Annotated in this window: 14 protein-coding genes; 4 read left to right on the top strand and 10 right to left on the bottom strand. The window is 75.1% G+C overall.

Going from position 1 to position 13,596, the window contains the following annotated elements; all coding sequences use genetic code 11:
• The first annotated feature begins 6 nt into the window (after nucleotides 1-6).
• Genes ADL08_RS24235 through ADL08_RS24220 form a run of 4 tightly spaced genes read left to right on the top strand, consistent with a single transcriptional unit; the run spans nucleotide 7 to nucleotide 4,587 of the window.
• Nucleotides 7-1,554, top strand: a complete 1,548-nt coding sequence (locus ADL08_RS24235) for an ADP-ribosylglycohydrolase family protein (protein WP_420709644.1) — start codon at nucleotides 7-9, stop codon at nucleotides 1,552-1,554.
• Nucleotides 1,551-2,471, top strand: coding sequence for a ribokinase (gene rbsK / locus ADL08_RS24230; protein ID WP_053646399.1), 921 nt, complete (start codon nucleotides 1,551-1,553; stop codon nucleotides 2,469-2,471). The genes ADL08_RS24235 and rbsK overlap by 4 nt, the downstream gene beginning before the upstream one ends.
• Entirely contained in the window at nucleotides 2,468-3,709 is a 1,242-nt protein-coding gene (locus ADL08_RS24225) for a CaiB/BaiF CoA transferase family protein (protein ID WP_053646397.1), read from the top strand. The genes rbsK and ADL08_RS24225 overlap by 4 nt, the downstream gene beginning before the upstream one ends.
• Nucleotides 3,706-4,587 carry an HpcH/HpaI aldolase/citrate lyase family protein gene (locus tag ADL08_RS24220; protein ID WP_078968404.1) on the top strand — a complete coding sequence of 294 codons (882 nt, stop codon included), beginning with the start codon at nucleotides 3,706-3,708 and terminating at the stop codon, nucleotides 4,585-4,587. Before ADL08_RS24225 ends, ADL08_RS24220 begins: the two co-directional genes overlap by 4 nt.
• 83 nt (nucleotides 4,588-4,670) lie before the next feature.
• Here ADL08_RS24220 and lgt read toward each other — a convergent pair whose 3' ends face one another.
• From lgt to ADL08_RS24170, 10 genes are all read right to left on the bottom strand, one after another.
• The gene (gene lgt / locus ADL08_RS24215) at nucleotides 4,671-5,657 is read right to left on the bottom strand and encodes a prolipoprotein diacylglyceryl transferase (RefSeq protein WP_053646395.1); all 987 of its coding nucleotides are present in this window, start codon (nucleotides 5,655-5,657) and stop codon (nucleotides 4,671-4,673) included.
• A 99-nt stretch (nucleotides 5,658-5,756) separates the two neighbouring features.
• On the bottom strand, nucleotides 5,757-6,578 hold the full coding sequence (locus tag ADL08_RS24210) for a DsbA family protein (protein ID WP_053646393.1): 822 nt from the start codon (nucleotides 6,576-6,578) through the stop codon (nucleotides 5,757-5,759).
• A gap of 64 nt (nucleotides 6,579-6,642) precedes the next feature.
• The gene (gene trpA, locus ADL08_RS24205) at nucleotides 6,643-7,473 is read right to left on the bottom strand and encodes a tryptophan synthase subunit alpha (protein WP_053646392.1); all 831 of its coding nucleotides are present in this window, start codon (nucleotides 7,471-7,473) and stop codon (nucleotides 6,643-6,645) included.
• Nucleotides 7,470-8,759, bottom strand: a complete 1,290-nt coding sequence (trpB, locus tag ADL08_RS24200; protein ID WP_053646390.1) for a tryptophan synthase subunit beta — start codon at nucleotides 8,757-8,759, stop codon at nucleotides 7,470-7,472. Before trpB ends, trpA begins: the two co-directional genes overlap by 4 nt.
• A gap of 357 nt (nucleotides 8,760-9,116) precedes the next feature.
• A complete protein-coding gene (gene trpM, locus ADL08_RS24195) occupies nucleotides 9,117-9,389 on the bottom strand; it encodes a tryptophan biosynthesis modulator TrpM (protein WP_420709643.1) in 273 nt (90 codons plus the stop codon).
• Nucleotides 9,390-9,396: 7 nt separating this feature from the next.
• On the bottom strand, nucleotides 9,397-10,206 hold the full coding sequence (gene trpC, locus ADL08_RS24190) for an indole-3-glycerol phosphate synthase TrpC (RefSeq protein ID WP_053646388.1): 810 nt from the start codon (nucleotides 10,204-10,206) through the stop codon (nucleotides 9,397-9,399).
• A gap of 139 nt (nucleotides 10,207-10,345) precedes the next feature.
• The gene (locus tag ADL08_RS24185; protein WP_078968403.1) at nucleotides 10,346-10,813 is read right to left on the bottom strand and encodes a DUF2752 domain-containing protein; all 468 of its coding nucleotides are present in this window, start codon (nucleotides 10,811-10,813) and stop codon (nucleotides 10,346-10,348) included.
• 221 nt (nucleotides 10,814-11,034) lie between these two features.
• Complete coding sequence (locus ADL08_RS24180) at nucleotides 11,035-11,289, bottom strand: HGxxPAAW family protein (RefSeq protein ID WP_053646386.1); 255 nt, start codon at nucleotides 11,287-11,289, stop codon at nucleotides 11,035-11,037.
• Between the two features lie 141 nt (nucleotides 11,290-11,430).
• Entirely contained in the window at nucleotides 11,431-12,078 is a 648-nt protein-coding gene (locus ADL08_RS24175; RefSeq protein WP_053646383.1) for a TIGR02234 family membrane protein, read from the bottom strand.
• A gap of 14 nt (nucleotides 12,079-12,092) precedes the next feature.
• A complete protein-coding gene (locus ADL08_RS24170) occupies nucleotides 12,093-13,595 on the bottom strand; it encodes an anthranilate synthase component I (RefSeq protein WP_053646381.1) in 1,503 nt (500 codons plus the stop codon).
• Between the last annotated feature and the right edge of the window lies 1 nt (nucleotide 13,596).

Here is a 13,596-nt window from a genome sequence, read left to right as displayed (position 1 = left end):
CTCCGGGTGACCTGGGTGCAGCCGGAGGACCTGGTGGGCCACGAGCTCCGGCAGGCGGCGGAGGACGGCCGCGACGCCCGCGCCCCGGCGGCCCGCTGGGCGGCGGCGGGCGGCCCGCCCGCCCCGGAGACGGCGGGCGCCTCCGGGACCCCCCGCCCGGACCTGCGTCCCCTGGCGGAGGAGCTCCTGGACGCCCTGGCCGCGCTGCCCTCCCCCCTCGCGGAACACGAGCCGACCGCCCTCCCCGGGATCCGGGCCCTGACGACCGCGCCCGCCGCAGGACCCCGCGGCGAGACCGGGAACGGCCGCGCTCCGGCCTCCCCGTACGAACGCGAAGCCCCGGCGCCGGACCTCTCCCCCGACACGGAAACGGGTACGGGCACGGGCACGGATACGGGCACGGGCACGGGCACGGATACGGGAACGAGCACGCGCACGGGAACGAGCACGGGCACGGGAACGAGCACGGGCACGGGAACGAGCACGGCCACCGACCCCGCCCTCCTCCCCCGCCTGCACGCCGCCTGGCTCGGCCGTGCCGTCGGGTGCCTGCTCGGCAAGCCCGTCGAGAAACTCCCCCTGCCCGCGATCCGCGCCCTCGCCCGCGCCGCCGGCAACTGGCCCCTCACCAGCTGGTTCACCGCCCGGGGCGTGCCCCCCGAACTGCTCGCCGCCCACCCCTGGAACCGGCGCTCCGCCGGCACCTCCCTCGCCGAGAACATCGACGGGATGCCCGAGGACGACGACCTCAACTACCCCCTCCTGGGCCTCCTCCTGCTCCAGCGGCACGGCCGCGGCTTCACCACCGCCGACGTCGCCCGCCTCTGGCTCGACGAGCTTCCCGCCGGCCGGACCTTCACGGCCGAGCGCGTCGCCTACCGCAACCTCCTCGACGGGATCGAACCCCCGCTGACCGCCGCCCGCCGCAACCCCTTCCGCGAGTGGATCGGCGCCCAGATCCGGGCCGACGTGCACGGCTGGACCCGTCCGGGCGACCCGGTCGCCGCCGCCGCGCAGGCGTACCGGGACGCGGTGCTCACCCACACCGCCAACGGCGTGTACGGCGCCATGTTCGTCGCCGCCACCGTCGCCGCCGCCGCGTCCGGCACCGCCGACGTCCACCGGGCGCTCGCCGCCGGACTCTCCGTGGTCCCGCCCCGCTCCCGCCTGGCGCGGGCGGTCCGCCGGGGCATCGCGCACGCCCGCGCCCACGCCGACTTCGACGCCGTCGTGGACCGGCTGCACGCCGAACTCGGCGGGTACCACTGGGTGCATGCCGTCCCCAACGCCGCCCTGCTCGCCGCCGCCCTCACCCACGCCGACGGCGACTTCTCCCGCTCCGTCTGCGCGGCGGTGTCGGGCGGCTGGGACACCGACTCCAACGGCGCCACCGCCGGCTCGGTCGCCGGTCTGCTCGCCGGCCACCCCGACCGGTTGCCCGAGCGCTGGACCTCCCCCCTCAAGAACCGCCTCGCGACCTCCGTCCCGTCCTTCGACGGCATCGGTTTCGACACCCTGGCCGAACTGACACACCTGGAGGCAGTACGCCCATGACCAGCATCGTCGTGCTCGGCAGCACGAACATGGACCTCGTCGTCTACGTGCCGCAGGCCCCGGCCCTCGGCGAGACCGTCACCGGCCGCTCCTTCCGCACGATCCCCGGCGGCAAGGGCGCCAACCAGGCCGTCGCCGCCGCCCGCGCCGGTGCCGAGGTGGCGATGATCGGGGCGGTCGGCACGGACGGCTACGGCGCGCGGCTCCGGGCGGCCCTGGAGCACTGCGCGGTGGACACCGACCTGCTGCGCACCGTCGAGGGCCCCTCGGGCACCGCCCACGTCGTGGTGGACGACGAGGGGGGCAACGCGATCGTCGTCGTCCCCGGCGCCAACGGCACCGTCACCTCCCTCACCCACGGCGACGAGGCCCTCATCGGCACCGCCGACTCCCTGCTCCTCCAGCTCGAACTCCCCCTCCCCGTCGTCGTCGAGGGCGCCACGGCCGCCCGCCGGCTCGGCGTCCGCACCGTCCTCACCCCCTCCCCCGCGCGGCCGCTCCCTCCCGAACTCCTCGCCGTCACCGACCTGCTGGTGCCGAACGAGCACGAGGCCGCCGCGCTCACCGGTCTCGCCGATCCGCGCGCCGCGGCCGAGGCCCTGCTGCGGGACGTCCCCGAGGTGGTCGTCACCCTGGGCGCGGCCGGCAGCCTGTACGCGGCGCGCGGCGCCGAACCGGTCGCCGTGCCCGCCCGCCGGGTCCGGGCCGTGGACACCACCGGCGCCGGCGACACCTTCGTCGGCGCCCTCGCGGTCGCCCTCGGCGAGGGCCGCCCCGCCCCCGAGGCGCTCGTCTGGGCGCAGACGGCCGCCGCGCTCTCCGTCCTGCGCGAGGGCGCGTCGACCTCGATGCCGTACCGCGTCGACATCGAAGGGGCCTTCCGCTCCCCCGACACCCTGGAGGCCGATCCCGCATGACGACTCTCCCCGCTCCGGACGCCGCGGCCGACGGCACGCCGGACACCGCGCCCGTCCCTCCCCTCCAGGGGCTGCGCGTCCTGGACCTCGCGACCCTCTTCGCCGGGCCGCTCGCCGCCATGATGCTGGGCGACTTCGGCGCCGACGTCGTCAAGGTCGAGCACCCCCGCAAGCCCGACCCGTCCCGGGGCCACGGCCCCGCCAAGGACGGCGTCGGCCTGTGGTGGAAGGTCCTCGGCCGCAACAAGCGGACGATCACCCTCGACCTGTCCACGCCGGGCGGCCGCGACACCCTCCTCGCGCTCGCGGCCGACGCCGACGTGATCGTGGAGAACTTCCGCCCCGGCACCCTGGAGCGCTGGGGCCTGGGCTGGGAGGAGCTCTCCGCCGCCAACCCGCGTCTGGTCCTGGCCCGCGTCACCGGCTTCGGCCAGTTCGGCCCGTACTCCCACCGTCCCGGCTTCGGGACCCTCGCCGAGGCGATGAGCGGCTTCGCCGCCATCACCGGCGAGCCCGGCGGCCCGCCGACCCTGCCCCCCTTCGGCCTGGCCGACTCGATCGCCGCCCTGGCCACCGCGTACGCCGTGATGACCGCGCTCACCGCCAGGGCGACGACCGGCCGCGGCCAGGTCGTCGACATGGCGATCATCGAGCCGATGCTCTCCGTCATCGGACCCCACCCCCTCTGGTACGACCAGCTCGGATACGTCCAGCCCCGCACCGGCAACCGCTCCCGCAACAACGCCCCGCGCAACACCTACCGGACCGCCGACGGCTCCTGGGTCGCCGTCTCCACCTCCGCGCAGTCGATCGCGGAGCGGGTGCTGGGCCTCGTCGGGCGCCCGGAGCTGATCGACGAGCCGTGGTTCGCCGACGGCACGGGCCGGGCCGCGCACGCGGACGTCCTGGACGAGGCGGTCGGCTCCTGGATCGCCCGGCACACCCGCGACGAGGCCCTGGCGGCCTTCGAGAAGGCGGAGGCGGCCATCGCCCCCGTCTACGACGTGCGGGACGTCCTCGACGACCCGCAGTACCAGGCGCTCGGCACCGTCACCGAGGTGGAGGACCCCGAGCTGGGCCCGATCAGGATGCAGAACGTCCTCTTCCGCCTCTCCGAGACCCCCGGCGGCATCCGCTGGCCCGGCCGCCCGCACGGCGCCGACACCGCCGCCGTCCTCGCCGAGCTCGGCCTCACCCCCGCCGAGATCGGCGCCCTCCGCGAGCAGGGGGCGGTATGAGCGGCCCGCACGGCGTCCGGAACATCGGACGGGTCAGCGGTCCCCGCGAGCGGACCGGCGCGCCCGTCGCGAGCGGCACCGCCGGGCCGCACACCCCCCTCACCTGGCTGTACGCGCCCGGCGACCGGCCCGAGGTCGTCCGCAAGGCGCTGGCCTCCGGCGCCGACGTCGTGATCGTCGACCTGGAGGACGCGGTCGCCCCGCACCGCAAGGCGTACGCCCTGGACGCCACCGCCGACCTCCTCGCGGACGTCCACCCCGTCCCGGTCCACGTCCGGGTCCACACCCCGCTCGACATCCCCGTCCTGACCCCCCTCCCCGGCCTCTGCGGTCTCCGTGTGCCCAAGGTGACACACGCCACCGACATCCACCGGATCGCCGGCCTCGCCCCGGGCCTGCCCCTCTATCCACTCCTGGAGAGCGCCCTCGCCGTGGAGAACGCCTACGCCGTCGCCTCCGCCCACCCCGCCGTGCGCGGCATCGCGCTCGGCGAGGCCGACCTCCGCTCCGACCTGGGGGTACGGGAGGACGCCGGGCTCGACTGGTCGCGCGGGCGGCTGGTGGTCGCGGCCCGGGCGGCCGCCCTCCCGCCGCCGACCCAGTCGGTCCACCCCCACGTCCGCGACCTGGACGGGCTGGCCGCCGACTGCGCCCGGGGCCGGGCGATGGGGTTCCTGGGGCGGGCGGCCATCCACCCCCGCCAGCTCCCGGTCATCGAGCGCGCCTACCTCCCCACCCCGGAGGAGGTCGACGCGGCCCGGGAGATCGTCGCCGCGACCGGGCAGGGCGCGCTGGCCCTCCCGGACGGCCGGTTCGTGGACGCGGCGGTGGTGGAGGGCGCCCACCGGGTCCTCGCCCTCGCCGCGCGGGCCGGGTGATCCGTACCCCCGCACGCGGAAGGGCCGCCGGAACCCTTCGGTTCCGGCGGCCCTTCTCGTCCGCAGCGGGGCGGGGCGGGCGGTCAGCCCTTGCCGGCGCCGTGCCCCGCCTCCTTGCCGTTCGTGCCGTCCTTGCCGAGGTCGACGGCGTCGGCGGAGGCGTCCGGCTCCCCGTCCTCGCCCTTCGCGCCGCCGTCGGCGTCCGCGTCGGCGTCGGTGTCCTCGCCGGAGGCCACGGCGCCCTCGGGCTTCTGCTCCGCCTTCGGCTCCACGATCTCCTCGCGTCCCGGGCGGAGCCGCGACGAGACGACGATGTAGACCACCGCGAGCACGAAGACGACGATCGCCGTCCACACGTTCAGCCGCAGGCCGAGCACGTGGTGCGCCTCGTCGACGCGCATGTACTCGATCCAGCCGCGGCCCGCGCAGTACGCGGCGACGTAGAGCGCGAAGGCGCGCCCGTGGCCGAGCCTGAAGCGGCGGTCGGCCCAGACGACGAGGAGGGCGACGCCGACGCACCAGAGCGACTCGTACAGGAAGGTCGGGTGGTAGGTCCCGGCCTCGCGGTTCACGCCCTCGGTGATCTTCAGGGCCCAGGGCAGGTCGGTCGGCCGGCCGTACAGCTCCTGGTTGAACCAGTTGCCCCAGCGGCCGATGGCCTGGGCGAGGGCGATGCCGGGCGCGATGGCGTCGGCGTACGCGGGGAGCGGGATGCCCCGGCGGCGGCAGCCGATCCAGGCGCCCACCGCGCCGAGCGCGATGGCGCCCCAGATGCCGAGGCCGCCCTCCCAGATCTTGAAGGCGTCGACCCAGTTCTCACCCTCGCTGAAGTACAGCTGGTAGTCGGTGATCACGTGGTACAGGCGTCCGCCGACGAGGCCGAAGGGCACCGCCCAGACGGCGATGTCGGCCACGGTGCCGGCGGTGCCGCCCCGGGCGATCCAGCGCTTGTTGCCGTACCAGACGGCGACGAAGACACCGATGATGATGCAGAAGGCATAGCCGCGCAGCGGGATCGGTCCGAGGTGGATCACGCCGGTCGACGGGCTGGGAATGTAGGCAAGGTCCATGGCAGGTCCGACGCTACCCTGCCGGGCGGGCGCGGCGGCAGCCCGGCCCGGCAACGTCTGGGTAACTAACCCCGGCGGAGCGGGCCCGCCGGGGGCGGTTCAGCCGGCGGACGGGGAGGCCGTGCCGGGCTTCTTGCCCTTGTTGGCCTCGGCGACCCACTTCTTCAGGTTCTCCGGGGAGAGCTGCTCGTTCCCCTTGGTCGGGAAGATCGATTCTCCGTTGAGCAGGACGGTCGGGGTGCCGCGGAAGCCGCCCTTCTGGAAGGCCTCGTTGGACTTCACGACCCAGCTGTCGTGCGTGCCGTCCTCCACGCAGCTCCGGAACTCCGGCGTGTCGAGACCGGGCACCTTCGCCGCCAGCTCGATCAGCTTCTTGTTGTCGCCGAAGGCGTCGTCCGTCTCCTGCGGCTGGTTGACGTAGAGCGTGTCGTGGTACGCGGTGAACTTCCCCGCGTCCTGGGCGCACGCGGCGGCGTTCGCCGCGCGGAGCGAGCCGCTGCCGCCCATGTTCCCGTCGATGAGGGTGGCGAGGTGGTACTCGGTCCTGAGCTGCCCGGAGGCCTCCAGCTCGTGGATGGAGTTCCGCATCACGTTCTCGAACTGGGCGCACGCCGGGCAGCGGAAGTCCTCCCAGATCTGGAGGGTGGCGGGGGCGTCCGGCCGGCCCGTGGGGATGGCGGGCTTGTCGCCCTCGACCGAGGTCGACGGCGCGACCACGGGACCCGCCTTGTCGGATCCGCCGCCCTTGTCGGCGTTCGCGGCGATCACGCCGACGACGGCGGCCAGGGCGAGGACGCCGACCACCGCCGACGACACGATCAGGACGCGTCGCTGCCTGTCGCGGGCCTTGTCGCGCTCGCGCTGCTGCTGAAGGCGCTCCCGCGCGTTCCGGTTGCCGTCACCACGGCTGTTCTGGCTCACGCCCCGGTCAACGAACCGGGGAGGCACGTACGCGCCTCCCCGGTCCCAGATCCACCCGGACGGGTTACGGATCCCGGCGGACGCCCTCGGCGAGTTCGGCCGCCAGTTCCCTTACGGCGGCGAGTCCGGCGGCCTCGTCGCCGTCGGCGTCGAGGATCCGCTTCACGAAGGCGGAGCCGACGATGACGCCGTCGGAGAAGGCCGCGACCTCCTTGGCCTGGGCGGCGTCGGAGACGCCGAGGCCGACGCAGACGGGCAGGTCCCGGCCGGGCTCGACGGCGGCGCGGGTGCGGCGGACCAGGTCGGCCGCCTGCTCGCCGACCGACGCGCGGGTGCCGGTGACGCCCATGAGGGAGGCGGCGTAGACGAAGCCGGACCCGGCGGCCGTGATGGTGGCGAGGCGCGCGTCCCTGCTGCTGGGCGCGACGACGAAGACGGTCGCGAGACCGTGCTTGTCGGCGTGCTCGCGCCAGAGAGCGGACTCCTGGACCGGCAGGTCGGGCAGGATGCAGCCCGCGCCGCCGGCCGCGGCGAGCTCCTCGGTGAAGCGCTCGACGCCGTAGCGGTCGATCGGGTTCCAGTACGTCATGACGAGGACCGGCTTGCCGGTGGCCTCGTGGGCCTCGCGGACCGTGCGCATGACGTCGGCGATCCGGACGCCGCCGCGCAGGGCGATGTCGTCGGCGGTCTGGATGACCGGGCCGTCGAGGACGGGGTCGCTGTGCGGGAGGCCGACCTCGACGACGTCGGCGCCGCCGTCGAAGACGGCCCTGATCGCCGCGATGCCGCCGTCGACGGTCGGGAACCCGGCGGGCAGGTAGGCGATGAGCGCGGCCCGGTCCTCGGCCTTCGCCGCGGCGAGGGTGTCGCTCAACAGCTGGATTTTGCCGCTCACTTGGCGTCCCCCTCGATCTCGGCGGTGTCGTCGGCGCCGGCGTCGGCGGCGACCTCGGCGTCGGTGTCGTACAGGCCGAAGTAGCGGGCGGCGGTGTCCATGTCCTTGTCGCCGCGCCCGGAGAGGTTGACGACGATCAGGCCGTCGGGGCCCAGCTCCCTGCCGACCTCGATGGCCCCGGCGAGGGCGTGCGCCGACTCGATGGCCGGGATGATGCCCTCGGTGCGGGAGAGCAGGCGGAGCGCCCGCATGGCGGCGTCGTCGGTGACGGCCCGGTACTCGCCCCGGCCGCTGTCCTTGAGGTAGGCGTGCTCGGGGCCGATGCCGGGGTAGTCGAGGCCGGCCGAGATCGAGTACGGCTCGGTGATCTGGCCCTCGTCGTCCTGGAGGACGTACGACCGCGAGCCGTGCAGGATGCCGGGCTCGCCCGCGGTGAGGGTGGCCGCGTGTTCGCCGGTCTCGACGCCGTGGCCGGCCGGCTCGCAGCCGATCAGGCGGACGCCGGCGTCGGGGACGAAGGCGTGGAAGAGGCCGATGGCGTTGGAGCCGCCGCCGACGCAGGCGATCGCCGCGTCGGGGAGGCGTCCGGCGCGCTCCAGGATCTGGCGGCGGGCCTCGACGCCGATGACGCGGTGGAAGTCGCGGACCATGGCGGGGAAGGGGTGCGGGCCAGCGACCGTGCCGAAGAGGTAGTGCGTGCGGTCGACGTTGGCGACCCAGTCGCGGAAGGCCTCGTTGATGGCGTCCTTGAGGGTGCGGCTGCCGGACTTCACGGCGACGACCTCGGCGCCGAGCATCCGCATCCGGGCGACGTTCAGCGCCTGGCGCTGGGTGTCGATCTCGCCCATGTAGACGGTGCAGTCGAGGCCGAAGAGGGCGCAGGCGGTGGCGGTGGCGACGCCGTGCTGTCCGGCGCCGGTCTCCGCGATGACCCGGGTCTTGCCCATGCGCTTGGTCAGGAGGGCCTGGCCGAGCACGTTGTTGATCTTGTGCGAGCCGGTGTGGTTGAGGTCCTCGCGCTTGAGGAGGATCCGGGCGCCGCCGGCGTGCCCGGCGAACCGGGGGACCTCGGTGAGGGCGCTCGGGCGGCCCGTGTAGTTGACCATCAGGTCGTTGAGCTCGCGGGCGAACTCGGGGTCGGCCTTCGCCTTGTCGTACTCGACGGCGACCTCGTCCACGGCGGCGACGAGGGCCTCCGGGATGAACTTGCCGCCGTAGGCGCCGAAGTAGCCCTCGGCGGTGGGGACCTGACCCTCCGGGTCCGGAATGAAGAACTCGCTCGACATGCGGTTGCTCCTCGCGGGGCGGGTGCCCCGGGGTTACGTGTGGGTGATGGTCACGGTATGCGCGCGGCACTCGCGTACGCCGTTGCCGCCGCCGGTGCGGTCGCGGTTGCCGGGCACCGGTCACGGGCCGCCGCCCCGCCCATGAGGACGGCGCCCGGGTGTCCGCCCCGGCGGTACCCGCGGCTCGGCCGCGGTCCTCGCCCCGCCTGTTGCGGGCCCGCCGCCCCTCCGTCGTGGGCAGTCGTTCCGCCGGGCGTGGGGGTGCCCCCTCTGGGGGAGGGTGGGCACACGGGCGAGGCAGGAGCCATGCGGCGCGGAGCCGGTCCGTAGCGGCGGGGTGCCGGAGGGCCGGAAGCGCTAGGCGTTGACGTCGCGCGCGAGGCGCGGGTGCCATCGCATGCCGTTGACCTGGCCGGGCTCGTCGCCGATCACGTACCGCACCCGGCGGCCGAGGACCCGGCGGGCGGGTGCGCGGCAGCCGCGCGGGCGGCAGCCCCGGGCCAGGGGGGCGTGCGCGGGGACGGGGGCCGCGGCGGTGCGGAGCCGGCCGCGGCGCCCGGGTGCCGACGGCACGGCGACGCTCCCCCGGGCGGTGCCCGGAGGGGTCGGCGCGTCGTGGCGGGGGGTCATGGTCCGGTCAGCTCCGGCCGTGGCGGAGGGCCGGGTGGGCGCCGGCGGCGACCAGGTCGGCGACGGCGGCCTTCGGGTCGCGGCCGGTCACCAGGGACTCGCCCACGAGGACCGCGTCGGCGCCCGCGTTGGCGTACGCGATGAGGTCGTGCGGGCCGCGGACGCCGGACTCGGCGACCTTGACGACGTGCGCCGGGATCTCGGGGGCGACGCGCTCGAAGGTGGAGCGGTCGACCTTGAGGGTCTTGAGGTTGCGGGCGTTGACGCCGATGATCCGGGCGCCGGCGTCGACGGCGCGCTCGACCTCCTCCTCGTCGTGCACCTCGACCAGCGGGGTGAGCCCGATGGACTCGGCCCGCTCGATGAGGGAGACGAGGGCCTCCTGCTCCAGGGCGGCGACGATGAGGAGCGCGAGGTCCGCTCCGTACGCCCGTGCCTCCCAGAGCTGGTAGGCGGTGACGATGAAGTCCTTGCGCAGGACCGGGATGTCGACCTTGGCGCGGACGGCCTCCAGGTCCGCGAGGGAGCCGCCGAAGCGGCGCTCCTCGGTGAGGACGGAGATGACGGCCGCGCCGCCCGCCTCGTAGTCGGCGGCGAGTCCGGCCGGGTCGGCGATCGCGGCGAGCGCGCCCTTGGACGGGCTGGAGCGCTTGACCTCGCAGATCACCTTGACGCCGTCGCCGCGCAGTGCGGCGACGCCGTCCTTGGCCTGCGGCGCCTTGGCGGCGCGCTCCTTGAGCTCGTCGAGGGTGACCCGCGCCTGCCGCTCTGCGAGGTCGGCGCGTACGCCTTCGATGATCTCGTCGAGCACACTCACGCGAGGGGCCCCCTTCCGGGACGGTGTTGATGAACCAGGTTCAGCCACATCGATCCTATCCGCAGGACGGCCCCGGTCTCGCATCGACCGGAGCCGCGTCCCATCTGCTGGGACGTCCGGCCGGGGTTCCGGCGGGTCCTCACGGGACCAGCGCGGAGCCGAGGGGAAGGTTCCTGACCAGGGTGAAGAGGGCGAGGACGGCCCCGATCCCCCACCACCAGACCGGGGGAACAGCGAGGCGCGCGGGCACGCCCCGACAGGCGCGAACCAGCCACAGGACGGCGACGACGGCGAACACCCCGTAGCCGACGACGGCGAGGGCGTTGGCGCCGAGGGCGGTCGGGAGGTCGCCGTGGGCGAAGGCGTGGGCGCTGCGGAGGCCGCCGCAGCCGGGGCAGTACAGACCGGTGAGGCGGAACAGCGGGCAGACGGGGTAGTGCCCCGGTTCGTTGGGGTCGACGGCCCTGACGTACGCGAAGGCCGCGACGACCCCGGCGAGCGTCCCCACGGGCGCGAGCAGGCGCCGCGCGCGCGACCGGGGCGGGGAGGGGGGCGGGAGGGCGGGCGCGGGGAGCCCGTGCCGGGCGGCGCCGGGCGGTGGGGGCACGGCCTCCGGACGGGGGCCCGCGGCTCCCGGCGACGGGGCCGGAGCCCCCCACGGCGGGGCCTGGACATTCGTGCCCGCGGGTTCCGCCGACCGGGTGCGGGGGGCGGTGTCGGCCGTGGGTTCGGGCGTCGGGTGTGGGTCCACGCGGCGATTCTCGCCCCTCACGCGCGAGGGCGCAGCCCGGCGTCGCCGGACCGCGCCCTCGGAGGCGTGGGGTCGCGTCAGGAGCGGGCCCGCGCGGTGGTGGTCGCGGCCTCGCGCGCGGCGACGACGTCGGCCGACTGCTTCGGCATGCCGAGGCCCGCGACCTTCATCCCTCCGCCGACGATGCCGCCGAGGACGACGACGGCCATGCCCGCCCAGAAACCGGGCACGTTGGCGGCCACCATGAAGACCCCGGCGACGCAGAAGCCGATGAAGGAGATGATGACACCGGTCCAGGCGGCCGGGGTGTGTCCGTGGGCGCTGCCCGCCATGAGTTGCTCCTCGTTGCTGTTGCTCGATGGTGAGGTCACGCGTGCGCGGACGCTCGGCGCTCATTGTCCCGCACGCGGGCGCGCGAGGATGAATCGGGGGTACCGGGACGATCACGCGTCGCGGTCGGCGCCCCGGCTCCGTCAGCCCCGGGTGGGGTCCTCGCCGCGGTCCAGGGCCTTCCACAGGTCCTCGGGCCGGTCCGGATCGGCCGTGGGGGCCTTGCGGGCGGCGCGGGGGGCGGCGGTGCGCTCGTAGCGGCCGCCCATGGCCGGCCAGCTCTTGCCGAAGCGGAGCGCGAAGAGGCCGGCGAGCAGGATGAGGGCGGCTCCGGCGGCGGTCACGTACGGCCAGGCCGTGTGGGTCAGGCCGGCGACGGCGGCGGCCGTGTCGCCGCTGATCCGGGCGGCCTCGGCGTCCAGGGCGGCCCGGTCGGAGGCGCCGAGGACGGCGGCGAGCGCGGCGCCCGCACCGCTCAGCGCGAGGAGCGCGGCGACGAGGGTGCGGCCGGTGCGGCGGACGGCGAAGACGGCGAAGAGCGCGGCCAGGCCGACGATCGCGAGGGCGGTCGGCACGCCGGTGACGGTGCCGCCGTCGGCCTCGACGGGGACGCTGCCGCCGCCGACGGCCGCGGTGCCCTCCGCCCAGATCTGCCCGGCGGAGAGCAGGACGACGGTGGCGCCGAGGGCGCCGAGGAGGAGGGCCGCGGCCAGGCTGCGACGGCCACCGGTGGGGGCGGCCGCTCGGGCGGCCCGGGGCTGGGGTACGGGTACGGCACTCACGTACCCCACTATCCCCTACGGGCTCAGGAGGCGTTCATCCGGTTGGCGGTGTGGACGGCGCGGAGCACGGCGGCGGCCTTGTTGCGGCACTCGTCGTCCTCGGCGACCGGGTCGGAGTCGGCGACGACACCCGCTCCGGCCTGCACGTACGCGGTGCCGTCGCGGAGCAGGGCGGTGCGGATGGCGATGGCGGTGTCCGCGTCGCCGGCGAAATCGAGATAACCGACACATCCGCCGTACAGGCCGCGCCGGGAGGGTTCGAGCTCCTCGATGATCTGCATGGCGCGCGGCTTGGGGGCGCCGGAGAGCGTTCCGGCGGGGAAGCAGGCGGTGAGGACGTCGAAGGCGGTGCGGCCCTCGGCGACCCGGCCGGTCACGGTGGAGACGATGTGCATGACGTGGGAGTAGCGCTCGATCGACATGAAGTCGACGACCTCCACGGAGCCGGGCGCGCAGACCCGGCCGAGGTCGTTGCGGCCGAGGTCGACGAGCATGAGGTGCTCGGCGCGTTCCTTGGGGTCGGCGAGCAGCTCCTCGGCGAGGTCGTGGTCCTCCTGCGGGGTGGCGCCGCGGTGCCGGGTGCCGGCGATGGGGTGCAGGAGCGCCTGCCCGTCCTCGACCTTGACGAGGGCCTCGGGGCTGGATCCGACGACGTCGAAGCCGTTCTCGAAGCGGAAGAGGTACATGTACGGGGAGGGGTTGGTGGCCCGCAGGACCCGGTAGACGTCGAGCGCGGAGGCGGTGCAGGGGGTCTCGAACCGCTGCGAGGGCACGACCTGGAAGGCCTCGCCGGCCCGGATGCGCTCCTTCACGTCCTCGACGGCGTCCTGGTAGGCCGGGCCGCCCCAGAGGGCCGAGTACTCCGGCAGCTCGGAGGCGGGCAGGGCGGTGGGGGCGGTGGCGACCGGGCGGGCCAGGTCGGCCTCCATCGCGTCGAGGCGGGCGACGGCGTGCGCGTACGCCTCGTCGACGCCGGTCTCCAGGTCGTTGTGGTTGATCGCGTTGGCGATCAGGAGGACCGAGCCGTCCCAGTGGTCGAGGACCGCGAGGTCGCTGGTGAGGAGCATGGTGAGCTCGGGGAGCTCCAGGTCGTCGCGGCCGTGCTCGCCGATCTTCTCCAGGCGGCGGACGATGTCGTAGCCGAGGTAGCCGACCATACCGCCGGTGAAGGGCGGCAGTCCCCCGTCGAGCAGGGCAGCCAGGTCACGGGGGGTGTGGAGGGTCTCGACGGTGGCGCGCAGGGCCCGGAGGGGGTCGCCGTCGGCGGGGACGCCGACGGGCGGGGTGCCGAGCCAGTGGGCCTCGCCGTCCCGCACCGTCAGGGTGGCGTCGCTGCGGACCCCGATGAAGGAGTAGCGGGACCAGCTGCGGCCGTTCTCCGCGGATTCGAGGAGGAAGGTGCCGGGGCGTTCGGCGGCGAGCTTGCGGTAGAGCCCGACCGGGGTGTCGCCGTCCGCGAGCAGCCTGCGGCTGACGGGGATGACGCGGCGGTCGGCCGCCAGCTTGCGGAAGGTGTCGAGATCCATG

The sequence above is a fragment of the Streptomyces sp. NRRL F-6492 genome, from assembly GCF_001280125.1.
Lineage (GTDB): Bacteria > Actinomycetota > Actinomycetes > Streptomycetales > Streptomycetaceae > Streptomyces.
The sequence above is the reverse complement of the archived record's forward strand: the minus strand, read 5'-3'. Positions and strand labels throughout refer to the sequence as shown.